Here is a 22,905-nt window from a genome sequence, read left to right on the forward strand (position 1 = left end):
TTTTTTATTGCAGTAAATCCTGAAGCGCGTTAGAAAGATGGGAATATTTAAAGCCGAAGCCTGTACTTTCAATCTTGTTGTTGCTTACCAACTGGCTGGAAAGCACTATTGTGGACATTTCCCCCAATAATGTTTTTAAAACAATAGCAGGAACATTGGGCAACCACATCGCTTTTCCCATTGTTTTTGCCACGCATTTTACCAGTTCTTTGTTCGTAACAGGGTTTGGCGCCACGGCATTATAAGTGCCTGATAGCTCATTCTCCAGGGCATGAATAAAAATATTCGCCAGATCTTCTATATGTATCCAGGACTGCCACTGTTTTCCATCACCCAGGGGCGCACCCACATTAAAACCAGCCGGTTGTTTTAGTTTTTCCAGCATTCCGCCGTTTTTAGCCAGGACAAGCCCAATCCTGATTTTTGTCACATCTATTCCTATATCCTGAAAATTGTTTACCGCGCTCTCCCATTTTACCACAACCTTACCCACAAAACTGTCATCAACCGCGGTTTCATCTTCAGCATATAATTTATCTTTTGAACTGGGATAGATGCCTATGGCACTGGCTGAAATAAACTGATCTACAGAATGTTCATTTTTAGAAAGTACATCAAAAAGCAATTTTGCAGTTTCTGTCCTGCTGTTCACAATGGCCTTTTTATTGCTATCTGTCCATGGTTTCGCAATGCTCGCCCCAACAAGGTTTATAATAGCATTCACTCCTTCCAGCGCTTTTAAATCCATCTCCCCTTCAGAAGGGTTCCAGTAAAAGCCCTTATAATTATCCTTCTTCTCTATCTTGCCTTTACTGGTACTAAGGTAATTCACCCCAATCCCCTTTTCATGACATAACCTGGTGACATGCGAACCTATTAATCCTGTTGCTCCTGTAATTAAAACACGCATATTTTTTCTTTTAATATACTAACAGAAAAACATGCATGCTAAAGTTTATTACAGGTTTAACATGTAGAAACTAATTTTTTAACGCCCTTAGCATTTCCCGCTTCCCCGGCGGCCCGGGAAGTTTTTCCACGCTAAAACCTACTTCCAGCATGGCACGGCGCACACTGCCCTTTGCAGCATAAGTAACCAAAACGCCGCCGGGTTGCAGAGCGTTATACATACTTTGGAAAATTTCTACAGACCATAAATCGGGTTGGACCCTCGCCCCAAAAGCATCAAAATAGATAAGATTGTATTGAGAATTATCCTCTATTTCTTCAAATTTCTTCTTCTGTTTTTCCAGCTGAAATCTTTCGGAAACAGCCCCTTGTTTTTCCCATGGAAGCTTATGCATCTTTAAAAAGCTATTCTTCTGATCCTCTGCGGAAAGAATTTCAGGATAATTGAGCACGGCAACTTCTTCTGAAGCTACAGGATAAGCTTCCACGCCAGTATAATTAACTTTCTTCTGAAGCTTTTCCGCTTCAAGAAAAGTAATAAAAGCATTTAAGCCCGTTCCAAACCCTATTTCCAGGATGCTGACTTCGGCTACATTATTTTTCTCCAGATAATAATGCAGCCCCATTCTTATAAAAACATGCCGGGCTTCCTGTACAGCCCCGTGACGGGAATGATACTGCTCATCCCATTCCGGAAGATGAATGGTAACCGAGCCATCTGCAGTAGTAATAATTTTTCTCTCCAAATCTATTCTTTTATAAGCACGCCTTCAGCCAGGAAAGACCTTTGTTTTTCGGGAGTGGTGATGGCTGCTATTTCGGCTTCAGATTTCCCGGCGTCTTTTGCCAGGTGCTTTAATTCCTCTATCGGCACTTCTTTTACATAAGCTTTTCCTTCCACAATTACTTCCTGCCCTTCAATATCCTTGGGTACAAAAAAAGCATAATCTTTAAACTTCACCATCACTTCCTCTTCCCCGGGCATCTTAAGCGTCATCCAACAGCCTTTCATTTTACACACACTGGTTACACTTGTTTTAAAACTTACCTGAATACTATCTCCAACCTTCAACTGGTTATAATGCTCCTGCATTTGGGAAGCTGTCAGGATTTCCTGAGGCTTTATTTTCCTGCCATAGGCTTCATAGGCCATAAGATCTTCAGTCTTTTGAGCAGAAAGGTTATTAGTAAAGCCGATTATTGACAGCGCAAAAAAGAGGCTAAAGATTAATTTTTTCATGTTATTTCATTTTGAATCGCAGTGTAGTAAATTCAAATTTACCAAAACTTTAGATTTTGATTCTGTTTTAATTTGGGTAAATTTGTGAGTATAAACAGAGAGCAATGAAAACCGACACCACTACTATAGATATACAGAAGGCTTCGAAGTCCAAAATAGAAAATGTTGATTTTAACAATCTTGTCTTTGGGCAGGTTTTCACAGATCATATGATGGTGTGCGATTATAAGAATGGGGAATGGCAAACCCCGCAAATTAAACCTTACGGCCCTTTGCAACTGGATCCTTCTGCTAAAGTATTTCATTACGGGCAGGCGGTTTTTGAAGGCATGAAAGCTTTTAAGGACGAAAAAGACCAGGTTTGGCTGTTCAGGCCCGAAAAGAATTTTGAGCGTATTAATAAATCCAGTGAACGGCTTGCTATTCCCGAATTTCCTAAAGAATATTTTTTTACCGGGATGGAAGAACTATTAAAGCTTGAAAAAGACTGGATTAAAAAAGGCTTTGGAAATTCTTTATACATCAGGCCTTTCGTAATTGCAACGGAAGCTGGCGTATCTGCGGCACCTTCAAAAGAATATAAATTTATGATTATTTGCTCTCCGGCCCAGGCTTATTACAGCGGGGAAGTGAGAGTCCAGTTTTCAGAAAAATACAGCCGTGCTGCCGATGGCGGAGTTGGGTTCGCCAAGGCTGCCGGAAATTACGCAGCTCAGTTCTACCCCACTAATCTGGCCAAAGAGGAAGGTTTTCAACAAATTGTGTGGACTGATGCCAGCACACACGAATACCTGGAAGAAGCAGGAACCATGAATATTTTCTTTAGGGTTGGGGATAAACTCATTACCGCTCCTACCAATGACAGGATCCTGAATGGTGTTACCAGGGATTCTGTAATCGCCCTTGCTAAAGAATACAATATCGAACTGGAAGTACGCCGCGTTACGGTCAAGGAAATCGTAGAAGCTGCAGAAGCCGGGGAACTAAAAGAAATGTTTGGCTCCGGAACCGCAACCGTTATTAATCCAATTCTCGGTTTTGGTTATAAGGGCGAAAAGTATGAACTCCCAAATATGGAAGATACTTACGCGAGGTTCTTCAAAGATAAGCTGACTAAAATCCAGTATAACCAGGCTGAAGATAAGTTTGGCTGGAGATACCAGATAAAGTAGACTGATTTTTCCTAAAAAACCGTATAGACTTTACTGAGGCGGAAAAATTACAGGAAACCGGTGAAGCTTTTCATTTTCAGGTTTTCCTGAAGGATTTGCACATTTAAAAGAAGATAACCGCATTACTTTTGGGAGAAAAACCGTATAGCTGCGGGTGGGATTTTCTTGTATGGCGTAAGGAGGATTGTCGCCCCCGGCGGACTTATAAATATTGATCACCGGCACCCCCAGGCAATTTACTTTCCAGCACCCGATAATCTCCCGGATGCTTTACAGAAAAATGCCAATCCTGTGCAGCGTACTCCTCCTGTAAATTCCCCGTCTTGTTTTTCTTTTGGTCAACCGAAGCAGGCTCTAACGACTTTTTCTGAAGATTTCCATTTGCTTTCCCTGAGTTATTTTCCTTACAGGAAAAGCAACAATCAGAAGCAAATAAAGCAGATAGATAACTTGCATCTTTTTCATTTAAAATAAGAAGAAAGAATCGGTTTTCTAAATTTTACCAAAACCCTATTTAATAAAAATACTCCGGATATCCGGCTTCATGAAATTTGGTCCTTTAAGCACTTTCCCATCCTCCCTGTAAACCGGCTTTCCATCTTCTCCTAATTTGCTCATATTACTAGCCTGTATGGCATCAAAAACCTCTTCAATTTTATGCTGCATTCCATGCTCCAAAATTGTTCCGCAAAGTATATAGAGCATATCCCCCAGCGCATCGGCCACTTCAATAAGGTCATTACTTTCTGCAGCTTCAAGATATTCCTTATTTTCTTCTTCCATGAGCTTGTAGCGCAACAGGTTTTTATTTTTGCCAAGAGAGGCAACGGGAGCTTCATTAATACCCAATCCAAATGCCTCATGAAATTCTTTTACTGCAGATATTCTTTTCTTCATCTTAAGATTTTTCTATGTTCGCCCATGTTACAGCCAAAGAAAGTTGTAGGGCCAAATCTCTCTTAAAAGCTTAACTTTGCGTAAAAATAAAGAAAATGTTCAGCACGGGACAACTCATTTTTGCAGGCTTTTTTGTTGTTGCATTTGTGACTATTATTACTATTAGTTATAGAAAAGATATCGCCCTGCATAGAAAATATTATAAAGGAAGTGTTTTTGTACTCGTAGGATTTATTGTTTTTATACTTCTTCTTTTTCTCATTAAAAACCTTCTGAAGCATTAGGAACTAGAGGAAGTTACCTACAAACATTATGGAAATTATTTATCTTAGCTCTAATTAAAACCAACATTCATGAAAATCTTCAAATATCTCCTGTTCCTTATTCTCATCCTCATTATTGGAACTTCCATTTATGTGGCCACTTTAAAAGGAGATTTTCAGGTTGAAGAGACCCGGCTAATAAATGCGCCCCAGGAAGTTGTATTTAATGAAGTTAATGAGCTTCGCAACTGGCAGGATTGGGAGCCATGGTCTGGTGATGCACAGGACATGATTGTTAATTACGGTGATACCACCAGTGGTGAAAACGCCACCTATGCCTGGAAAAGTGAAAGCATGGGCAATGGAAAAATTACCACCACCAAAGCCAATCCTTTTTCCTCCATCCAGCAAAAAATCACTTTTGAAACCTCCTTTGGGGAATCTTCAAGCGATGTTTACTGGAACTTTGAAGAAACCGAAAACGGAACTCAGGTAACCTGGGGTATGAAAGGAGAACAAAGCTTTATGGAAAAAGCGGCTTTTATGTTTCGCGACGAAAGTATTACAGAAATGATGCGGCCTGAATTTGCTGAAGGCTTGCAGAATATGGAGCAGGCTATAGAGAAGAAAATGAATGTTTATTCCATTAATGTGGACGGAATTACCCAACATGGAGGCGGCTATTACATGTATACCACCACGGCCAGCAAAGTGAGCCAGATAGATGAAAAAATGGGCAATATGATTGAAGATATTGCAGCTTATATGGACCAGAATAATATTGAAAGAACCGGTAATCCATTTGTACTTTACAATGAATGGAACCAGGAAAATAATTCCGCCATTTTCTCTGCAGCCTATTTTACCCCCAGTGAAGTTATTACTCCGGCTGAAAGTCCTGTTCTTACAGGATATATGCCAAATCAAAAGGTTGTGAAGACCACCCTCAAAGGAAATTACGACAAACTTCAGGAAACCTGGGACAGAGCCTACGCTTTTATCCAGGAGAATGATCTCCAGCTTTCAACAGAAGAAAAAGCATTTGAAGTATACCTTGTAGGCCCTGATAAAAGTAAAAATCCGGCGGACTGGGTTACCTCCATCTATATCCCGGTTCAGTAAAAATATTAAAGTATGAAAAGCGCCATATTGGTTTTTTTGGGAGGAGGACTGGGAAGTATTCTGCGTTACTACATAAGCAAACTCCTGAATAACTCTGCTGTTTCCCAAATTCCTTTTGGCACTTTTACTGTTAATATTTTAGGCAGCCTGTTTATTGGCTTCCTTTTCGGTTTAAGTGCAAAACATCAAAACTTTAATCCCGGTATCTCCTTATTTTTTGCAGTGGGTTTCTGTGGTGGCTTCACCACCTTTTCCACCTTTGCCCTGGAAAACCAGGCGTATTTGAGAACCGGCGATTATTACAATTTCTTTCTCTATACACTCCTTAGTATTGTTGCTGGTTTACTGGCAGTATTTTTTGGATTGTACCTTTCCAGGCTTACCTGATCATTTCCTTTTCGGCATATTTAATATATAAGTGCGGAAACTCTATTTCTTCAGAAAGAGGTGATATTTTCTTAAAAATATTCAATCTGCTCATTTTTAAACAGTTTATGCTTATGGTTTTAACTGTTTTGCATCAGGAATTGACAAAATCCATAAATTATCGCTAATTAAGCAGGTAAATAGACTACTTTAAATTCATACCCCTAAAATTTATGGGGTTATTATTCTTAATTCCATAAAAATAACCCGAGACCCCCTTTAAAATAGGGGGTTTTAAGATAATTTTATAAATTTGATCAAAGTCTTAATGAAAAATTATGAAAAAAATTGAAGCGATTATTCGTAAGTCAAAATTTGACGCAGTTAAAAAAGCATTACATGAGACCGATGTGAATTTTTTTAGCTACTGGGATGTTACCGGCGTCGGGAACGAAAAACGTGGCAGGGTTTACCGTGGGGTCTCATACAGTACAACAGATATCCAGCGCAGGATGATCTCTGTAGTAGTCTCGGACGAATTTCTGGAAAGGACAATCCAGGTGATCCTTGAGGCAGCACACACGGGCTCTGTAGGTGACGGAAAAGTTTTTGTAAGCACGGTTGAAGAAGCATACCGTATAAGAACAAAAGAATCTGGAGGAGACTCTCTTATATAATCTGACTAACTAACAAAATAACCAAAAATATTATGGAAGTAAACGCTGTTTTAGACTTAATGTGGATCGTTGTCTGCGGAATCCTGGTGTTTTTTATGCAAGCCGGTTTCACCCTTGTGGAAGTAGGTTTTACCCGCGCTAAAAATACCGGAAATATTATTATGAAGAACCTCATGGACCTTGCTATAGGCTCCCTGGGATTCTGGCTTATTGGATACACCATTATGTACGGGGAAGATGTAGGAAGCTTTATAGGTGTACCTGAATTTTTCTATTCGGTTAGGGATGACATGCACAACCTCTTTTTCCAAACGGTTTTCTGTGCTACTGCCGCAACAATAGTTTCAGGGGCGATAGCAGAAAGGACAAAATTTTCAACTTATCTCATTTTTTCATTAATCATTACTACTGTAATTTATCCTATCTCAGGCCACTGGGTGTGGCAGGGGGACGGCTGGCTAACCAGCCTTGGATTTATTGATTTTGCAGGTTCTACCGTTGTACACTCTGTTGGAGGCTGGGCAGCTTTAGTGGCTGCCACACTTGTAGGGCCAAGAATCGGGAAATACGTAGATGGCAAGTCAACCGCAATCCCGGGCCATAACATGCTTTATGGCGCTCTTGGGGTATTTATACTTTGGCTTGGCTGGTTTGGATTTAACCCAGGCTCTGAGCTGGCAATTTCGGGCGACAGTGCCAACAACGTGGCAGGCATTGTAATTACTACAAACCTTGCCGCGGCGGCAGGAGCAGCAACCTCGCTTTTCCTTACCTGGATGAAGTACGGAAGAGCAGATATTTCTATGACTTTAAACGGTGCCCTTGCCGGCCTGGTGGGAATTACTGCAGGCTGTGCCGCAGTGAGTCCCGGCGGAGCGGCCATTATTGGTGTCATTTCAGGAATAGTGGTTGTATTTTCTATTGAATTTATAGACCAGGTCCTAAAAATTGACGATCCTGTTGGAGCAATTTCCGTACATGGAGTTGTTGGGGCTGTTGGAACACTTTGCGTAGGCCTTTTTGCAACAGATGGCGGCCTCTTTTATGGCGGCGGTTTTGGCCAGTTAGGAGTACAGGCCATTGGTGTGGTAGCCATTGGTGCATGGGCCATGATCACTGCATTTATTGTTCTTTTTATCCTGAAGAAAACTTTAGGGCTACGAGTAACTGAAAAAGAAGAGCTTGAAGGACTGGATATGCACGAACACGGGATTGATTCCTATCCTGAATTCGGCAGTAATCTGGATAAATAGTTTTGAAATAAAAAACGGAGCGTTTGGCAGAACGCTCCGTCAATAATCACTTCAAAACATCATTAATTGTTAAAAATTCGATCAATTGGTCATACTACTAACATTCAAACCAAATTATTAATCAATCTCGTTATGAAAGTAATTACAACACCAAAATTAATAAAATTTCTACTTTTAATAGTAGCAGGTTTTACAGGTTTTCAAGCTTCAGCTCAGGAAGATGAAGAAGAAGCAGCAGGATGGGTCCTTAGCGGAAGTGTGGACACTTATTTCAGGGTCAATTTTAATGGCCTTAACAAGTACGAATACAACAATAACGGCGATGTTATTGCCGGCCCGCAGGCCCCGGCCTCCTCTTTTGCAGATAATCCAGGTTTTGCCATAGGGATGGCTAATGTTATCTTGGGTTACGAAGGTGAAAAAGTAGGTTTTGTGGCAGATCTTGTTTACGGGCCACGTGGGGAAGACGCTGTTTTCCTTTCGGTAGGTTCCAGTAATATTGTTAACCAGCTGTACGTGTATTATAAAGTGAATGATGCGCTTACTTTTACCCTAGGGAACTGGAACACCTATCTAGGTTATGAGGTAATTTCTCCCGCCGCAAACTTCAACTATTCCACCTCCTATATGTTTTCTTACGGGCCATTCTCCCACACCGGGTTAAAAGCAGATTTTAACTTTGATGATAACTGGACGGGAATGCTGGCCATTATGAACCCTACAGATTTTACTGAATTTAATCCCTACGGAAAATATTCCTTTGGTGGGCAGTTAGGATACTCCAATGATTCCGGTAGCGCTTATCTTAATTTACTTTACGGGGAGCAGTCCCCGGTTTCAGATGAAGCCACTTTCCAGATAGACTTAACTACCGGATGGGATCTTAGCGACATGTTTTATTTAGGGTTAAACGCTACTTACCAGGATACAGATGGAATAGGATTTTATGGGGCAGCACTTTACCCACAGCTGCAAACTTCAGAAAATTTCGCCATTGGTTTAAGGGCCGAATATTTTAAGGAACTGGAAGATGGAGGGCCTGTTTACGGTGCTGATGTAAGGGCACTGGATTTCACCCTTACCGGAAGCTATACAGTTGGCAACCTGATAATAAAACCTGAATTAAGGCTGGATAGTATTTCTGAAGATGTTTTTGTGGACACCGATCTGAATGCGAATGACAATCTTTCTTCTTTTGTACTGGCCGCTATTTATGCATTCTAAGAAACTATTTTTTATATGATTTTACACCGGCAGCAATTTCTGCATCCAGGTGGTTCTCCTCAGGAGGAATGGGGCAGGAATAGTTGCCGCTATAAGCGCAGTAAGGATTATACGCTTTGTTAAAATCCAGAATTATGGAATCACCCTCCGGTATCCTTAGATCCATATACCGTCCGCCGGAGTAGGTGGTTTCACCATTGGTATCATCTGTAAAAGGAACAAAAAGATAATCGTACAATTCAGGATCTGACAAAAATGACTGGTTCTGGTAAACGTTAAGCTTCCTCTTCTTTCCCTTCAGAAAAAAATACAACTCGCCGTACTTCACATAAACCGGCTGCCTCTCGGTTGTAGTGGGCATCACAAAGGGAGCTTCTCCGGGTGTTCTCACAAAATTAGCTTCCACGGTATAAGCAGTGTCAATTTTAAAAAATTCCAATCCTTTAAATTCCTTTATTTCTTCTTCTGAAAGCGGAGATTCTTCAGGATTTCTAAATTCTTCATTTAAATGCATCTGATATGCTTTTGCGCTTTTCATCTTTTCTGAAGTCTGGGCAAGGCCGCAGGCACAAATTAGCAGTAACAATAGGGATATATGATGTTTCATATCAAAAATTTTCTAAAGCCGGAAATTAAAAATAAAAGCTGATAAAATTTAATATAATTTTATCAGCACATATTTTCAGCATGCTTTCTGCAATTTTTCGCTCTTATACTGGCTCCTTTGGCGACCTGAGGAAAGAAGTTTGGTTTCTTGCCCTTATCACCCTTATTAACAGGGCAGGAACTATGGTAATTCCTTTCCTCTCACTGTACCTCACCAAAAGCAAAGGCTTTTCCCTTGAAGAAGTAGGATGGATTTTATCTTTCTTCGGAATGGGTTCTGTTGCCGGTTCCTGGCTTGGCGGCAAACTTACCGATACTATTGGCCACTACAAAACCATGACAGGAAGCCTTATTTTTTCTTCAGTTCTATTTGTACTCCTGCAATTCCCACAATCTTTTTGGGAACTTTGCATAGGGGTATTCCTGGTAATGCTGGTTGCCGACGCCTTCAGGCCGGCAGTTTTTGTAGCCATAAGCGCCTACAGCAAACCCCAAAACCGAACCCGCTCGGTGACTTTAATACGGCTGGCCATAAACCTTGGTTTTTCGGTTGGGCCGGCTATTGGTGGTTCTATAATTGCTGGGACGGGTTACGCAGGATTATTTTGGGTAGATGGCATTACCTGCCTGCTCGCGGGTATTTTATTGCTTAAGTTGCTTGACCCTAAAAAAGCCCTGGCAAATGCAACCGAAGTAAACTTAAAGCCACAATCTGTTTTAAAAGACAAGCCTTACCTCCTCTTTATCTTTGCGATGGTGCTATTTGGTTTTGTTTTTCTGCAATACTTTTCCACCGTACCCCTTTTTTATGCCCAGGTGCACCGGCTTAGTGAATTTGAAATAGGTGTGCTGCTGGGCCTAAACGGATTTTTAATTTTCCTGCTGGAAATGCCCCTTATTAAATTCCTCGAAATCAGGAAGAAATCAGTAATTACTTATATTGGCCTTGGGGCTGCGCTTACCGGCCTTAGCTTTTTAGCTCTCAACCTGGGACAATGGATTGGAGTGCTTGTAATTGGAATGGTTTTGCTCACAGTTGGGGAAATGATCGCTTTTCCCTTCTCAAACACTTTTGCACTGCAGCGTGCAGATAAAGGAAGACAAGGCTCATATATGGCATTTTACAGCATTGCTTTTTCTGCAGGCCACATCTTTGGACATAACTCTGGTATGCAACTTATAAACCACTTTGGCTTTACAGTAACCTGGAATTTTATGATTGTTCTGGCCGTAATTTCCTGTGGACTCTTAATTTGGCTAAAATTTATCCTGAAAAAGGAGAACTAATTAACCTCTTCTAATTCGGCCTGATAATATTTGGAATTCCCCAGGTTTTTACCAATGAGCTCATTATATTCCGGGCTCAGCTTTAAATCCAGGATCCCTGGGATATTATATAAAGCTTCCATATCATCAAAACCGGTTTTCAGCAGGTCTTCCAGGTACAGCAAAGCGGTCTCATGATCTCCGTCATGACCTGCCAGTTTTATAATATTTAGGTAAGCTTCGGGATTTTCCTTATCAAGTACAGTTCTTAATACACTGGTAAAGATTTTCGCATCTATATTCCGGAGATTTTTTACGGAAACGCCCTCGTAACGCTGTTCGATAAAATACTTTAAAAAATCTTCCAGGCGATGTGCCATTTGCGCTTCAGCCAAACTTCCTTCTTTTTGAATCCTGTGAAGTTCATCAACCTGGTACGCCCACCAGCCTATATTATCAAAATTCGCGGTGGCGAGATCATTTTCCAGGAAATAGATATAATCCTCTTTATGGATCTGCTCTTCATCTTTCAGGTTTCTTATTTCCCTGCGCTGTTTTCTAAAAGCTCTTGTTCTTCTAAGCTCTTTTCTTCTTTGCTTCAGAGTATCTTCAAATTTTTCATAATTCTGGTATTTTTCTTCCAGCTGTTCCAGCTTTTGATAAGAAGCATAGTACTCTCTTGTTCTGCGCAGCCGCTCCGCATAAGCCAGCTCATCCTGGAACAAGCCATTTATAAACTCCGGATCCGCAGGCCGCTTACCTTGCTGAATAGCCTGTAAAGTAAAGCCGCTTACAGCGTTACTAATTACCCTGGCTTCCGGCCATTCCCCCGCAGCTTCACTATAGTAGCCAATCTCTACAGGGAAGTCCTTTTTTTCAAAAAAGCCAACTATATCTTCAAGTTGGTCCTTCTGAAAATCTTCCATACTTACCAATGCGCTAAACATAAATTTGTTTTCTTCCGCCAGATATTCTGGGTTAAAAAGAGCATCCCCTACAGCCAATACGCCATCCACCTCCTTATAAACCATAGGCATAGCCGATGCCACCTGAGCTCCCTCATCAAGCCCGGCGGTATAGATCATATCTGTATCTACAGGGACTAATTGCAGAACACTGCCAACCATTTTAAATGCTTCATTAAGATTGTTCTTAAGCGAATCCTGGGAATAGCGTACATTAGATGCCGCTACTATATAAGACTGCTCCTCGGCAACCCGGCGAAACAACTGGGCTGCATGTACTCCGCGGCCTTCAGGGTCAAATACAAAAATTACGGGATTTGGTTTCCCTGCTTCAACAGATTGGGGAATATATAATGCATAGGTCCCGGAAAGGCTGTCCCTTACCGGAATGGAGTCTGTAACCCTGCCTTTCAGGATTCTCATCTCCTGGGCCCCTGCCGTACCAATAAATAATAATAGCAGGAAATTAATATACCAATTCACATTTTTCATAATAACGCTTTGAAGTAAATATAAAAAAAAGCCTCTACCCTAAGGTAAAAGCTTTCGTGTTGTCCTTTAAAATCAAGGTTCTTATCTATTTCTGATCCTTTTCAATTTTAAATTCTGTGTTGGTTGTGCTGAAAAGAAAACAGATGCCAGTAAACTTACAATCAATAGATCGGCAAATATCAGAAAAGCTATCCTTACCAATTCTATCCCATCAAAACTTATTCCTGAAAATCCAATGATCCCTGTTATCACTGCGATTACCAAGTAAATTAATATCTTTTTCATAGCATTTTTTTTCAAATATAGCCTTTAACAGCCTCAACTATTCTAAAAATTTAAACAATTACCAGTAATTTAACGGAAATAGCGCAATAGCCTTTTTAGTGTTAAAAATCTGATGTAAGTCTCCTGCGGAATGCAATCTGCAATTAATTATCTTTACAGAAAATTACTGCTTGAACAATAAGTCTAAAAATAAAGGCCACTCCGAAGATTTTTTTGGGGATTACAGGGATTTCTGGTGGAATAAGCCCTTCCTGGACCTCACCGCCGAAAGGCTTCAGCTTAATAAAATTGAAAGTATGCTGGACGTGGGCTGCGGCAAAGGGCACTGGACCAGGATCCTTGCACCTTACCTTAAAGATAATGCTGAAATTACCGCCGTGGATAATGATCAAAAATGGCACTTCTCCAACGCTGAACTTAATCATTTTTTTGCCACCCGGCAGCAAAATTTCACTCTTATGGCCGGAGATGCCCAGAAATTGCCATTTCCAGACAACAGCTTTGAATTTGTAACCTGCCAGACCGTGCTTATCCACCTTCCCGAGCCAAAAGCAGCCCTGAAGGAAATGAAAAGGGTACTGAAAAAAGACGGGCTTCTTTTATGTGTGGAACCCAATAATATTGTGCAAAGCCTGGTAAAAAATTCCATTTCCAAAAATGATTCCCTGGAAGAGACTTTAGACCATATCAAGTATCGCCTGATTATTGAGAAAGGTAAGCGCAAACTTGGGCGCGGGGATAATTCTTTGGGTGACCTGCTTCCGGGAATGTTCGCGATGGAAGATTTTAAAGATATTGAAGTAAGGCTTTCAGATAAAGCAATTGCCATGTACCCCCCTTATGATAATGAAGAACAGGTGGCGACTGTAAAACAATGGATGACCGGCGGTTCATGGAAGTCTGAGACTCAGAAGGACATTGATTTCTTTAACGCGGCAGGAGAAGAATATATGCCATTTTACTTTGAATACCAGGAGAAATACCAAACCCGGGACGAGCATATTCTGGGAGCGCTACAGCGGGAACAATATCACGCTGCCGGCGGTTCTTTGATGTACCTGGTAAGTGGAAGAAAATAACTATTTAATTAATGGCCAGGGCCTGGGAACTGGTGCGTCCTCAATAACGTTGGAAAGCACAATATGCGTTTTCGTTTCTCCATAAGTAATCATCTTATCTATAAAAGCTTCCAGGTGCGCCTGGTCGTATAGCACCACTTCCATGATAATATTTTCATTCCCGGTAATGCGATAGCAGTTAACAATTTCCTGGAACTCCTTTACTTTTTCAAGGAAAGCTTTTAACCTGCCCATAAATGCGCGCAGGGTAATAATTGCTTTTAGCTGATGTCCCGCCTGTCGGTAAGAAATTTCAGTTCTATAGCCCTGGATTAAGCCTGCATCCTCCATTTTTTTAATCCTTTCGGAAACTGCCGGCGAACTTATGCCTACTTTTCTTCCAATCTCGGCATTAGACAACCTGGCATTGGCCTGCAGAAGGGAAAGGATCTCCCAGTTGATTTTATCGACTTTCATTTTAAAGTTTTTTTCTTCAAAATTAAATGTTTTTAAAGTTAATCATATATTTTCCTTTAAAATCGATATTCAAAAAAGTTTTCTTGTAGTTAAATTTGATAGAGAAATTTTAATCTGATAACTGTTCATATGTCCCCATTACAGGAAAATAGTCCTTCGCACTCTCCTATTTACCAGAAAGCTATGGAAATATTCAGGCTTTCACGGAGTATTTCGGAGTACCTTGTGCAAGACCTGAACCATTTGCAGAGGAACGGAGAGGAAGATCCTCACATTTACTTCTCAGGAGATATTGTGCAGCAATCCATTTCACTTGCGCCGGAAATACTGAAAGCAGAGAGCAAGACTTATTCTGAAGAACGGCATCCTCATATCGCTTCAGTAAACAGGCTCATTAATCTTTTGCATAAAAATTGCGACCGCCTGGAACTCTCCAATAGCAACGGCCGGGAATTTCTCAAGCTACTTAGAACCGAACTGAAAAAGTTCAGAAAACTTCAGCGTATCTGGATGCTGAAAATGTAGAATTTTGGGACTAGCTTTTAGTCCACCTTCGAAGCAATAATTTGTATAAAATGTCTTCAACTAAGCCGGTTCGAAAAATGCTATATGAATTCCTTCAATAAGCATATTAGTGCCAATAATGGCAATTATTAGCCCCATAATCTTTTCAATTACCACAATCTTATTCTGGCCAATAAGCCTTACCAGGTAATCGCTCGAGATAAATGCCAGGTGGTTTAACCACATTATAAGCCCGAACATGAGGATAATTACCAGCATATCCAAATAACTGGCGGTGGTAGTATAGTTTACAGCTGTTACAATGGTACCCGGGCCGGCCAGAATTGGAATGGCCAAAGGTGAGATGGAGATGCCCTCGTTAAAATCAATTTCAGTCTGGTTATCGATACTCGACTGCTGCGCGCGAATCATCTCAAAACCGACAAAAAACACTAAGATCCCACCGGTAATTTTAAACGCCGGAATGGTCAATCCGAAAAGCTGAAAAATATATTTCCCCAAAACCACAAAACCAGTAACAATAACAAAAGCGGTAAAGGTAGCTTTTTTGGAAATGTATCTTTTCCGTTTCCCGTCAGCCTGTTTGGTGAGGCTCAAAAAAATAGGCATATTACCAACAGGATTGTTGATCGCGAAAAAAGCGGTAAAGGCACCTATGGCATACAACCAGATATTTTCCATTTTTTTACCTTTTGAGGTAGAACAAATTATCGAAATTTCGAACCGCAAAAATAGAAGTTTGCCTGAAACTGCATAATCCTGAAAGCACTTTCTTTTTTAAAAAGTAAAAATCCTTCCGGCTAGGATTTGTAAAATCCTGCGAGATATTTTTTAAAGGTTAATCCTACAAGGTTTTGGAAACCTTGCAGGACTAATTTGGAATAATGGGATTTTCTCCTCCTATTGTATTAAATTTTCAGCTTACATATTTCTCCTGTACTGCCCTCCTACTTCAAACAAAGCATTGGTGATTTGCCCTAAAGAACAAACTTTGGTAGCACGCATTAGTACCGCAAAGAGATTTTCATTATTTACGGCGGCATCTTTTAATGCTGCCAGGGCATCATCTGCTTTTGTCCCTTTGGCCTCATGCAAGGTAGTAAGCGTTTTTATCTGGTGCTGTTTTTCTTCTTCGGTGGCACGTATTACCTCTCCAGGCGTAACTGTTGGAGAACCGGTTGAGCTAAGGAAGGTATTCACCCCAATAATGGGGTAATCGCCATTGTGTTTTAAGGTTTCATAATAAAGGCTTTCTTCCTGGATTTTCCCGCGCTGGTACATGGTTTCCATGGCGCCCAGCACTCCTCCTCTTTCGGTAATCCTGTCGAACTCGGTAAGCACGGCTTCTTCAACAAGATCGGTAAGCTCTTCAATAATAAAAGAGCCCTGGATAGGGTTTTCATTTTTGGCAAGCCCGAGTTCTTTGTTGATAATAAGCTGAATTGCCATCGCCCTTCTTACCGAAGCTTCGGTAGGCGTGGTAATAGCCTCGTCATAAGCGTTGGTATGCAGGGAATTACAGTTATCATAAATCGCATACAGCGCCTGAAGGGTTGTTCTAATATCATTAAAATCTATTTCCTGCGCATGAAGGGAACGGCCTGATGTCTGGATATGGTATTTTAGCATTTGCGCCCGTGCGTTCGCTCCATATTTGTGTTTTAAAGCCTTGGACCATATTTTCCTGGCCACACGTCCAATTACAGCATATTCGGGATCTATTCCGTTGGAGAAAAAGAAAGACAGGTTAGGTCCAAACTTGTTGATATCCATCCCCCGGCTAAGGTAGTATTCCACATAGGTAAAGCCGTTGGCCAGAGTAAAAGCCAGCTGGGTAATGGGGTTTGCCCCGGCTTCGGCAATATGATATCCCGAAATGGAAACCGAATAGAAATTACGCACCTTTTCTTCAATAAAATACTGCTGCACATCTCCCATTAACCTCAGCGCAAATTCCGTGGAAAAAATACAGGTATTCTGTGCCTGGTCTTCCTTAAGAATATCTGCCTGCACCGTACCTCTAACTGAACTTAAGGTTTTTTGTCTTATTTCTTCATAAACATCTGAAGGCAAAATCTGATCACCGGTCAAACCGAGCAGCATCAGCCCAAGGCCATTATTACCTTCAGGTAACTCTCCTTTATACGAAGGCCGGTCAATACCGTTATCATCATAAAGTTCCTTCAGCTTAGCCTCAACTTTCTCTTCTAAACCATTTTCTTTGATATATTTCTCACATTGCTGATCTATGGCTGCATTCATAAAAAACCCCAGCAACATGGGCGCGGGGCCGTTTATCGTCATGCTCACCGAAGTTAAGGGATCGGCCAGGTCAAATCCCGAATATAATTTTTTAGCGTCATCCAGGCAGCAGATGGACACACCGGCATTCCCTATTTTCCCATAAATATCGGGCCGATGATCGGGATCATTTCCATAAAGTGTAACCGAATCGAAAGCCGTTGACAATCTTTTTGCTGGCAATCCCAGGCTTACATAATGAAACCTGCGATTGGTACGCTCTGGCCCGCCTTCCCCGGCAAACATCCGTGTTGGATCTTCTCCCTGCCTCTTGAAGGGATAAAGCCCGGCGGTATACGGAAATTCTCCAGGCACATTTTCCTGAAGGCACCATTTTAAAATATCGCCCCATGCTTCATATTTAGGCAACGCCACCCGTGGAATCTGGGTGTGGGATAGTGATTCCGTATGTGTTTCAATTTTAATTTCTTTGTCCCGAACTTTAAAAGAATATATAGGCTGCCGGTATTTATTCACTTTTTCCTCCCAACCCAGGATCATTTCCCAGTTGTAAGGATCGAGATCCATTTTTACACGGTCAAACTCCTTTTTCAGCAGGCCGGCAAATTCTATATTTTCTTCGGAAGTAGACTCTTCAAGCGCCTCTTCTTCAATTCCGTATTTATCAAGGCTTAACTTTGTTCCTGTAACACTTTCCAGGGTTTTGTAAATTCCATAAAGCTTTTGGGCAACTTCAGCCTGGGATTTCGCTTTTTCGTCATAACTCCTGTTATTTTCAGCTATTTCTGAAAGATAACGGGTCCTTTTAGGCGGAATTACAAATATTTTTTCGCTCATTTCCCTGGAAATCTCGAAAGTGGAATTCAGGTTCGAATTGGTTTTCTCATCGATCTTATCCATGATCTTTTTGTAGAGCGTATTCATTCCTGGATCGTTGAACTGGGAAGCAATGGTACCAAATACCGGAAGTTTTTCAGCATCTTCATGCCACAGGGCATGGTTTCGCTGGTATTGTTTTTTCACATCCCTAAGGGCGTCCTGGGCTCCTCTCTTATCGAATTTATTGATGGCCACCAGATCGGCAAAATCGAGCATATCGATTTTTTCCAGCTGTGTGGCCGCTCCAAATTCCGGCGTCATCACATAAAGCGAAACATCGGAGTGGTCTAAAATTTCAGTATCTGATTGTCCAATTCCAGAGGTTTCCAAAATTATAAGGTCGTAACCTGAAACTTTTAAAATATCAACCGCTTCAGCAACATATTTTGATAACGCCAGGTTAGATTGCCTTGTAGCCAGGGAACGCATATAAACCCGCGGATTATTGATAGAGTTCATCCTGATGCGGTCTCCCAGCAATGCCCCGCCGGTTTTCTTTTTTGAAGGATCTACGGAAACAATCCCTATGTTCTTCTCAGGAAAATCGGCCAAAAAGCGCCTTACCAGCTCATCTACTAAACTGGATTTCCCGGAACCTCCTGTCCCGGTGATCCCTAAAACAGGAATGGCCATCTTTTCTTTTTCTCCCGATTTCTTTATTCCGCAGAAATGCTTTTGAAATTCCTCATGCTTATTTTCAGCAAGGGAAATTAACCTGGAAATTGTGTTGACATCCTTTTCCTTTAAAGATTTTTCAACATCTTCCTTCTCCTGGAGTGGCAAAGTTGGTTCATCCACCCGCTTCACCATATCGTTGATCATCCCCTGCAAGCCCATTTCCCTGCCATCATCGGGAGAATAAATCCTATCAATCCCGTAATCCATCAACTCCTTTATTTCTTCAGGAAGAATTACTCCGCCGCCGCCTCCAAAAATCTTGATATGCCCGGCATTTTTCTCTTGCAGCAAATCGTACATATATTTAAAATATTCGTTATGGCCGCCCTGGTAAGAGGTCATCGCGATGGCGTTGGCATCTTCCTGGATAGCGCAATTCACCACCTCTTCCACACTGCGGTCATGGCCAAGATGAATTACTTCCACCCCTGTCGACTGGATAATGCGGCGCATAATGTTTATGGCCGCATCGTGCCCGTCAAAAAGGGAAGCTGCGGTTACTATTCTAATTTTATGTTTGGGAGTATATGGTTTCTGTTGTTCCATTTCTAATGATATCAATTTTTTGATGCCGCAATTTACGAAAATTGTAAAAGATCACCGGCTTTTATAACAATAGCATAATCTTTATTAGGAATCGGGGAGACTGCTTCAAAATACCTAATTTTATCAGGCAAAACCTGATTATGTTTAAAATAACCTTGCTTATTCATTGCCCTGATACTTCAGGGATTATTTCCAAAGTCACTACTTTTTTTCATAACCATAAAGGTAATATAATCTATATAGACCAATATGTAGATACCGAAAACAAGATCTTTTTTATGAGGCTGGAGAGTGAATTCCGCAGTAAAATTGAGATTGCTTCCTTTAAAAAAGCTTTTAGCGAAGAGATTGCTATGCCTTACCAGATGTCCTGGCAAATGTACACGGCGGGCAATCCTATTAAAATGGCTGTTTTCGTTTCAAAATATGATCATTGCCTTTATGACATCCTCAGCAGGTATAAATCTGGGGAGCTAAATGTGGAAATCCCCTTTATTGTTAGCAACCATCCAGACTTGAAACCTATCGCGGACAGCTTCGGAATTGGTTTTCATCATATTCCGGTTACAAAAGAGAACAAAGAAGAAGCTGAAGAGCAGCAGCTGGACCTGCTTCAGAAAGAAAAAATCGATGTGGTGATCCTGGCGAGGTATATGCAGATTGTTTCTGGAAAATTGATTCAGCGGTTTCCGAACAGGATCATTAATATCCATCATTCGTTTCTTCCAGCCTTTGCCGGTGCAAGGCCCTACCACTCTGCCTACAAAAGAGGCGTAAAAATTATTGGCGCCACCTGCCATTATGTGACGGAAGAACTTGATGCAGGGCCAATAATTGAACAGGACATCAGCAGAATTTCCCACAGCCATTCTATACGAGACCTCATTCTAAAAGGCAGGGATCTTGAAAAAATAGTGCTGGCAAGGGGAATAAAACTTCATGTAGAGCGCAAAACACTGGTCTACAACAACAAAACAATCATTTTTACCTGATATTACTGGTCTCCGAATTTTAAAGTTCATCAAAATAAGAATACTTATATTTGACAAAAAGCATTCTATGAAAAAGTATTTATCCCTGTGCCTCCTGTTCATTTTAACCTCCTGTGCCGAATTGCAGGACATTGCAAGCCAGTTACCTGAAAGCGGTTACAGAGTAACCAATACTGAAATTGCTTCCGGCCTGCGCCAGGCCCTGAATTTTGGTATTGATAAAGAGGTTACCAAACTGGCAGAAGAAAACGGGTTTTTCAGCAATGAGCTGGTACGAATAGGCCTACCCCCTGAACTGCAAAAAGTGGATAAAACCTTGAGGGATGTGGGATTGGGATCCTTAGCCGATGAAGGCTTAAAAGTATTAAACCGTGCCGCTGAAGACGCTGTAAAGGAAGCCACTCCTATTTTTGTGAATGCCGTGCAGGAAATTACTTTTACAGATGCCCGTAATATCCTGTTAGGAGAAAACGATGCCGCCACACAATATTTGCTGAACAAGACTGAGTCTCAGCTTTATTCAAAATTTAATCCTGTTATCCAGAATTCATTAGACAAGGTTGGCGCTAATCAAATCTGGAGCAACATCATTCAAAAATACAATAGCATTCCCCTTACTAATAATGTAAATCCAGATCTTGCAGATTATGTGACTAAAGAAGCATTGGATGGAGTTTACACTATGATAGCTGTAGAAGAAGGACAAATTAGAGAGAAGGCAGCTGCCCGAACCACCCAGCTTCTACAAAGGGTGTTTGCTTTACAAGACTAACCGTTAGTATTAAAAGAATCTCATATTTTTAACAAATAAATATTATTTAAGGGGCAACATTACCAGAAGCTTAACTAGTATTTAATAAATCTTCAAATCTCTGCTACTTATCTTTGTAAGGTGAATACATGTAAGAAGAAGTATGTTTAGGATTTTTCAGCAAAAAAATAAAGAAGAAAGGCTTTGCGATAAATATAAGGAACTGATGCACAGGGCGTATAAAACCGCCTTATACGATAAAGAGAAGAGTGATAAATTAAATTCCAGGGCAAAAAAAATCCTTTCAGAATTAAAGAGATTGAATTACCGGGAAATAGATGCATGGTCCTGAAGATGCATAAAATAATCCATCGCATCTAAAAGTCGGCTGCCGTACCAGCTAAAAAATTCGCCGTCTACCAGTATAATTTTAGCTTTAGTATCCTTAAATATCTTTTTATCTTTTTCTTTGAAAGGGAATGGTTCCGAAGAAAGAAATACAAGGTCTGGTTTTAGCTCCTGCAGTTCCTGTAGATTGGTTTCAGGATAACGTCCCGTATATACATTCTTAAACCCGTTAAGCTCCAGTAAAGCATTGATAAAAGTATCGGTTCCAGCCACCATCAATGGTTTTTTCCAGATAAAGTAGGCGACTTTTAATTTCTTCCTTCCACTCAGCTTCTTTTCCAGCAGACTTTTCTTCGACTTAACTCCGGCAATTATTTTTTCTGCTTTGTTTTCACAACACAAGATTTTCCCATACTGCTGAATTATTTGAAAAGCGTCTTCCATTTTAGAAATATCAGAAACATGGACCGGGGCAATTTTCTCCAGTTCCAAAACCATTTCTTCCGTATTCTCTTCTTTATTACAAAGAATAAGATTGGGGTGCAAAGCTTCTATTTTATCTAAATGAACCGATTTGGTGCCACCCACCACCTTTTTTCTTTTCCGAAGATCCTTAGGATGAACACAGAATTTGGTAATGCCAACCAGTTTTTTTTCCAGGTCAAGATCTACCAGTAATTCCGTCTGGCTTGGCACTAAAGAAACCACCCGCTTCGGAATTTCAGGAAGTTCAAACTTTCTGCCGAGCTGATCTGTAATTTCCATAGAAAAACTATAATTGTTCAAGCTCTTCTGCCATTTGCTGCTGAAAAGATTCAGCCTTAGCTCCTGCTATTTCAGCAAAATTTGAAGAATCTGAAGCATAGATAATTTTTCGCGCTGAATTTACCAACAGGCCAACATCTTTGTTCATCCCGTATTTGCAAACCTCTTCCAGCTTGCCACCCTGGGCTCCCACGCCTGGAACCAGGAGAAAACTATCTGGTACGATCTCCCGAATTTCCTTTAAATATTCCGCTTTTGTAGCCCCAACAACATACATCAGGTTTTGGGAATTTTTCCAGGTTTTAGACGTTTTCAGCACCTGCTTATACATTTCAAGACCATCGATTTTTTTAGTCTGAAAATCAAAAGCGCCTTGATTGGAAGTTAATGCCAAAAGTATGGTATGCCTGTTCTGGAATTCCAGGAACGGCTCTACGGAATCTTTCCCCATGTATGGCGCCACGGTAACGGAATCGAATCCCATGTCCTGCAGGAAAGTCTTGGCATACATTCTTGAAGTATTGCCAATGTCCCCACGCTTGGCATCTGCTATAGTATAAATTTCAGGATAAGTATCGTGAAGGTAATCTACCGTTTTCTGCAAGGCCTTCCAGCCAGCAATGCCGCAGGCTTCATAAAAAGCGGTATTTGGCTTGTAAGCAACGGCAAACTGATGGGTTGCATCTATAATCGCTTTGTTAAACGTAAAAATAGGATCTTCTTCAGAAAGCAGGTAAGTGGGAATTTTTTCCAAGTCCACATCCAGGCCAATGCACAAAAAAGATTTCTTCTTATGTATTTGTTTAATCAGCTCTTCAGTAGACATTATCAGTTATCAGTTATCAGTTATCAGTTATCAGTTATCAGTTATCAGTTATCAGTTATCA

25 protein-coding genes are annotated in these 22,905 nt (G+C 40.9%); 13 read left to right on the forward strand and 12 right to left on the reverse strand.

The window, feature by feature from the left end:
* Positions 1–4: 4 nt before the first annotated feature.
* The 3 genes from RM553_RS16480 to RM553_RS16490 all read right to left on the reverse strand — a co-directional run bounded on the left by RM553_RS16480 (position 5) and on the right by RM553_RS16490 (position 2,149).
* A complete protein-coding gene (locus tag RM553_RS16480) occupies positions 5–910 on the reverse strand; it encodes a TIGR01777 family oxidoreductase (RefSeq protein WP_311536053.1) in 906 nt (301 codons plus the stop codon).
* A 70-nt stretch (positions 911–980) separates the two neighbouring features.
* Entirely contained in the window at positions 981–1,655 is a 675-nt protein-coding gene (gene mnmC2, locus RM553_RS16485; protein ID WP_311536054.1) for a tRNA (5-methylaminomethyl-2-thiouridine)(34)-methyltransferase MnmC2, read from the reverse strand.
* Between the two features lie 2 nt (positions 1,656–1,657).
* Positions 1,658–2,149, reverse strand: a complete 492-nt coding sequence (locus RM553_RS16490; RefSeq protein ID WP_311536055.1) for a DUF4920 domain-containing protein — start codon at positions 2,147–2,149, stop codon at positions 1,658–1,660.
* 104 nt (positions 2,150–2,253) lie between these two features.
* Between RM553_RS16490 and RM553_RS16495 the strand changes: the two genes are divergently transcribed.
* Positions 2,254–3,321, forward strand: coding sequence for a branched-chain amino acid aminotransferase (locus tag RM553_RS16495; RefSeq protein WP_311536056.1), 1,068 nt, complete (start codon positions 2,254–2,256; stop codon positions 3,319–3,321).
* A 510-nt stretch (positions 3,322–3,831) separates the two neighbouring features.
* Here RM553_RS16495 and RM553_RS16500 read toward each other — a convergent pair.
* Positions 3,832–4,218: a nucleoside triphosphate pyrophosphohydrolase family protein gene (locus tag RM553_RS16500; RefSeq protein WP_311536057.1), complete on the reverse strand. Its 387-nt coding sequence runs from the start codon at positions 4,216–4,218 to the stop codon at positions 3,832–3,834.
* Between the two features lie 95 nt (positions 4,219–4,313).
* On the opposite strand from RM553_RS16500, the gene RM553_RS16505 reads away from it, so the two are divergent.
* From RM553_RS16505 to RM553_RS16530, 6 genes are all read left to right on the forward strand, one after another.
* A complete protein-coding gene (locus tag RM553_RS16505) occupies positions 4,314–4,502 on the forward strand; it encodes a hypothetical protein (protein ID WP_311536058.1) in 189 nt (62 codons plus the stop codon).
* A 69-nt stretch (positions 4,503–4,571) separates the two neighbouring features.
* A complete protein-coding gene (locus tag RM553_RS16510; protein ID WP_311536059.1) occupies positions 4,572–5,603 on the forward strand; it encodes an SRPBCC family protein in 1,032 nt (343 codons plus the stop codon).
* 12 nt (positions 5,604–5,615) lie between these two features.
* Positions 5,616–5,990 carry a fluoride efflux transporter CrcB gene (gene crcB / locus RM553_RS16515; RefSeq protein WP_311536060.1) on the forward strand — a complete coding sequence of 125 codons (375 nt, stop codon included), beginning with the start codon at positions 5,616–5,618 and terminating at the stop codon, positions 5,988–5,990.
* Between the two features lie 317 nt (positions 5,991–6,307).
* A complete protein-coding gene (locus RM553_RS16520) occupies positions 6,308–6,646 on the forward strand; it encodes a P-II family nitrogen regulator (RefSeq protein WP_311536061.1) in 339 nt (112 codons plus the stop codon).
* 32 nt (positions 6,647–6,678) lie between these two features.
* Entirely contained in the window at positions 6,679–7,899 is a 1,221-nt protein-coding gene (locus RM553_RS16525) for an ammonium transporter (RefSeq protein ID WP_311536062.1), read from the forward strand.
* Between the two features lie 132 nt (positions 7,900–8,031).
* Positions 8,032–9,123, forward strand: a complete 1,092-nt coding sequence (locus RM553_RS16530) for a porin (RefSeq protein ID WP_311536063.1) — start codon at positions 8,032–8,034, stop codon at positions 9,121–9,123.
* Positions 9,124–9,127: 4 nt separating this feature from the next.
* Here the strand turns inward: RM553_RS16530 and RM553_RS16535 are convergent, their stop codons facing one another.
* Positions 9,128–9,730 (reverse strand): DUF1684 domain-containing protein, encoded by a 603-nt coding sequence (locus RM553_RS16535; protein WP_311536064.1) that lies wholly within the window; start codon positions 9,728–9,730, stop codon positions 9,128–9,130.
* Positions 9,731–9,810: 80 nt separating this feature from the next.
* Here RM553_RS16535 and RM553_RS16540 point away from each other — a divergent pair, with 80 nt between their 5' ends.
* Positions 9,811–11,016, forward strand: a complete 1,206-nt coding sequence (locus RM553_RS16540; protein ID WP_311536065.1) for an MDR family MFS transporter — start codon at positions 9,811–9,813, stop codon at positions 11,014–11,016.
* On the opposite strand, the gene RM553_RS16545 is transcribed toward RM553_RS16540, so the two are convergent.
* Complete coding sequence (locus RM553_RS16545) at positions 11,013–12,452, reverse strand: hypothetical protein (RefSeq protein ID WP_311536066.1); 1,440 nt, start codon at positions 12,450–12,452, stop codon at positions 11,013–11,015. The two genes, RM553_RS16540 and RM553_RS16545, sit on opposite strands and share 4 nt — an antisense overlap.
* An 81-nt stretch (positions 12,453–12,533) precedes the next feature.
* Positions 12,534–12,737, reverse strand: coding sequence for a DUF1328 domain-containing protein (locus RM553_RS16550; protein WP_311536067.1), 204 nt, complete (start codon positions 12,735–12,737; stop codon positions 12,534–12,536).
* Positions 12,738–12,907: 170 nt separating this feature from the next.
* On the opposite strand from RM553_RS16550, the gene RM553_RS16555 reads away from it, so the two are divergent.
* Positions 12,908–13,816: a class I SAM-dependent methyltransferase gene (locus tag RM553_RS16555; protein ID WP_311536068.1), complete on the forward strand. Its 909-nt coding sequence runs from the start codon at positions 12,908–12,910 to the stop codon at positions 13,814–13,816.
* Here the strand turns inward: RM553_RS16555 and RM553_RS16560 are convergent, their stop codons facing one another.
* Entirely contained in the window at positions 13,817–14,272 is a 456-nt protein-coding gene (locus RM553_RS16560; RefSeq protein WP_311536069.1) for an Lrp/AsnC family transcriptional regulator, read from the reverse strand.
* Between the two features lie 129 nt (positions 14,273–14,401).
* Here RM553_RS16560 and RM553_RS16565 point away from each other — a divergent pair, with 129 nt between their 5' ends.
* Positions 14,402–14,797: a hypothetical protein gene (locus RM553_RS16565; protein WP_311536070.1), complete on the forward strand. Its 396-nt coding sequence runs from the start codon at positions 14,402–14,404 to the stop codon at positions 14,795–14,797.
* A 60-nt stretch (positions 14,798–14,857) separates the two neighbouring features.
* On the opposite strand, the gene RM553_RS16570 is transcribed toward RM553_RS16565, so the two are convergent.
* Together RM553_RS16570 and RM553_RS16575 are read right to left on the reverse strand one after the other, a co-directional pair.
* The gene (locus tag RM553_RS16570) at positions 14,858–15,478 is read right to left on the reverse strand and encodes a MarC family protein (RefSeq protein WP_311536071.1); all 621 of its coding nucleotides are present in this window, start codon (positions 15,476–15,478) and stop codon (positions 14,858–14,860) included.
* Positions 15,479–15,718: 240 nt separating this feature from the next.
* Entirely contained in the window at positions 15,719–19,162 is a 3,444-nt protein-coding gene (locus RM553_RS16575; RefSeq protein WP_311536072.1) for a methylmalonyl-CoA mutase family protein, read from the reverse strand.
* A gap of 140 nt (positions 19,163–19,302) precedes the next feature.
* Here RM553_RS16575 and purU point away from each other — a divergent pair, with 140 nt between their 5' ends.
* The 3 genes from purU (at position 19,303) to RM553_RS16590 (ending at position 21,257) form a co-directional block, all read left to right on the forward strand.
* Positions 19,303–20,154 (forward strand): formyltetrahydrofolate deformylase, encoded by an 852-nt coding sequence (gene purU / locus RM553_RS16580; protein WP_311536073.1) that lies wholly within the window; start codon positions 19,303–19,305, stop codon positions 20,152–20,154.
* 67 nt (positions 20,155–20,221) lie between these two features.
* Entirely contained in the window at positions 20,222–20,926 is a 705-nt protein-coding gene (locus RM553_RS16585) for a DUF4197 domain-containing protein (protein ID WP_311536074.1), read from the forward strand.
* Positions 20,927–21,068: 142 nt separating this feature from the next.
* Positions 21,069–21,257 carry a Lacal_2735 family protein gene (locus RM553_RS16590; RefSeq protein WP_311536075.1) on the forward strand — a complete coding sequence of 63 codons (189 nt, stop codon included), beginning with the start codon at positions 21,069–21,071 and terminating at the stop codon, positions 21,255–21,257.
* Here the strand turns inward: RM553_RS16590 and RM553_RS16595 are convergent.
* Positions 21,230–22,039 carry an ABC transporter substrate-binding protein gene (locus RM553_RS16595; protein ID WP_311536076.1) on the reverse strand — a complete coding sequence of 270 codons (810 nt, stop codon included), beginning with the start codon at positions 22,037–22,039 and terminating at the stop codon, positions 21,230–21,232. The two genes, RM553_RS16590 and RM553_RS16595, sit on opposite strands and share 28 nt — an antisense overlap.
* Positions 22,026–22,844 carry an orotidine-5'-phosphate decarboxylase gene (gene pyrF, locus RM553_RS16600; RefSeq protein WP_311536077.1) on the reverse strand — a complete coding sequence of 273 codons (819 nt, stop codon included), beginning with the start codon at positions 22,842–22,844 and terminating at the stop codon, positions 22,026–22,028. The genes RM553_RS16595 and pyrF overlap by 14 nt, the downstream gene beginning before the upstream one ends.
* Positions 22,845–22,905: the final 61 nt, after the last annotated feature.

The organism is Autumnicola tepida, from assembly GCF_031846485.1.
Classification (GTDB): domain Bacteria; phylum Bacteroidota; class Bacteroidia; order Flavobacteriales; family Flavobacteriaceae; genus Autumnicola; species Autumnicola tepida.

Excerpts from the sequence above, each read along its gene's own strand:
- RM553_RS16550 (WP_311536067.1), bottom strand. The coding sequence starts at position 12,737 with ATGAAAAAGATATTAATTTACTTGGTAATCGCAGTGATAACAGGGATC.
- RM553_RS16480 (WP_311536053.1), bottom strand. The coding sequence starts at position 910 with ATGCGTGTTTTAATTACAGGAGCAACAGGATTAATAGGTTCGCATGTC.
- purU (WP_311536073.1), top strand. The coding sequence starts at position 19,303 with ATGTTTAAAATAACCTTGCTTATTCATTGCCCTGATACTTCAGGGATT.
- RM553_RS16575 (WP_311536072.1), bottom strand. The coding sequence starts at position 19,162 with ATGGAACAACAGAAACCATATACTCCCAAACATAAAATTAGAATAGTA.
- RM553_RS16565 (WP_311536070.1), top strand. The coding sequence starts at position 14,402 with ATGTCCCCATTACAGGAAAATAGTCCTTCGCACTCTCCTATTTACCAG.
- RM553_RS16590 (WP_311536075.1), top strand. The coding sequence starts at position 21,069 with ATGTTTAGGATTTTTCAGCAAAAAAATAAAGAAGAAAGGCTTTGCGAT.
- RM553_RS16500 (WP_311536057.1), bottom strand. The coding sequence starts at position 4,218 with ATGAAGAAAAGAATATCTGCAGTAAAAGAATTTCATGAGGCATTTGGA.
- RM553_RS16510 (WP_311536059.1), top strand. The coding sequence starts at position 4,572 with ATGAAAATCTTCAAATATCTCCTGTTCCTTATTCTCATCCTCATTATT.
- RM553_RS16540 (WP_311536065.1), top strand. The coding sequence starts at position 9,811 with ATGCTTTCTGCAATTTTTCGCTCTTATACTGGCTCCTTTGGCGACCTG.
- RM553_RS16560 (WP_311536069.1), bottom strand. The coding sequence starts at position 14,272 with ATGAAAGTCGATAAAATCAACTGGGAGATCCTTTCCCTTCTGCAGGCC.
- RM553_RS16570 (WP_311536071.1), bottom strand. The coding sequence starts at position 15,478 with ATGGAAAATATCTGGTTGTATGCCATAGGTGCCTTTACCGCTTTTTTC.
- RM553_RS16505 (WP_311536058.1), top strand. The coding sequence starts at position 4,314 with ATGTTCAGCACGGGACAACTCATTTTTGCAGGCTTTTTTGTTGTTGCA.
- RM553_RS16530 (WP_311536063.1), top strand. The coding sequence starts at position 8,032 with ATGAAAGTAATTACAACACCAAAATTAATAAAATTTCTACTTTTAATA.
- RM553_RS16490 (WP_311536055.1), bottom strand. The coding sequence starts at position 2,149 with ATGAAAAAATTAATCTTTAGCCTCTTTTTTGCGCTGTCAATAATCGGC.
- crcB (WP_311536060.1), top strand. The coding sequence starts at position 5,616 with ATGAAAAGCGCCATATTGGTTTTTTTGGGAGGAGGACTGGGAAGTATT.
- pyrF (WP_311536077.1), bottom strand. The coding sequence starts at position 22,844 with ATGTCTACTGAAGAGCTGATTAAACAAATACATAAGAAGAAATCTTTT.
- RM553_RS16525 (WP_311536062.1), top strand. The coding sequence starts at position 6,679 with ATGGAAGTAAACGCTGTTTTAGACTTAATGTGGATCGTTGTCTGCGGA.
- RM553_RS16545 (WP_311536066.1), bottom strand. The coding sequence starts at position 12,452 with ATGAAAAATGTGAATTGGTATATTAATTTCCTGCTATTATTATTTATT.
- RM553_RS16585 (WP_311536074.1), top strand. The coding sequence starts at position 20,222 with ATGAAAAAGTATTTATCCCTGTGCCTCCTGTTCATTTTAACCTCCTGT.
- RM553_RS16495 (WP_311536056.1), top strand. The coding sequence starts at position 2,254 with ATGAAAACCGACACCACTACTATAGATATACAGAAGGCTTCGAAGTCC.
- RM553_RS16535 (WP_311536064.1), bottom strand. The coding sequence starts at position 9,730 with ATGAAACATCATATATCCCTATTGTTACTGCTAATTTGTGCCTGCGGC.
- RM553_RS16520 (WP_311536061.1), top strand. The coding sequence starts at position 6,308 with ATGAAAAAAATTGAAGCGATTATTCGTAAGTCAAAATTTGACGCAGTT.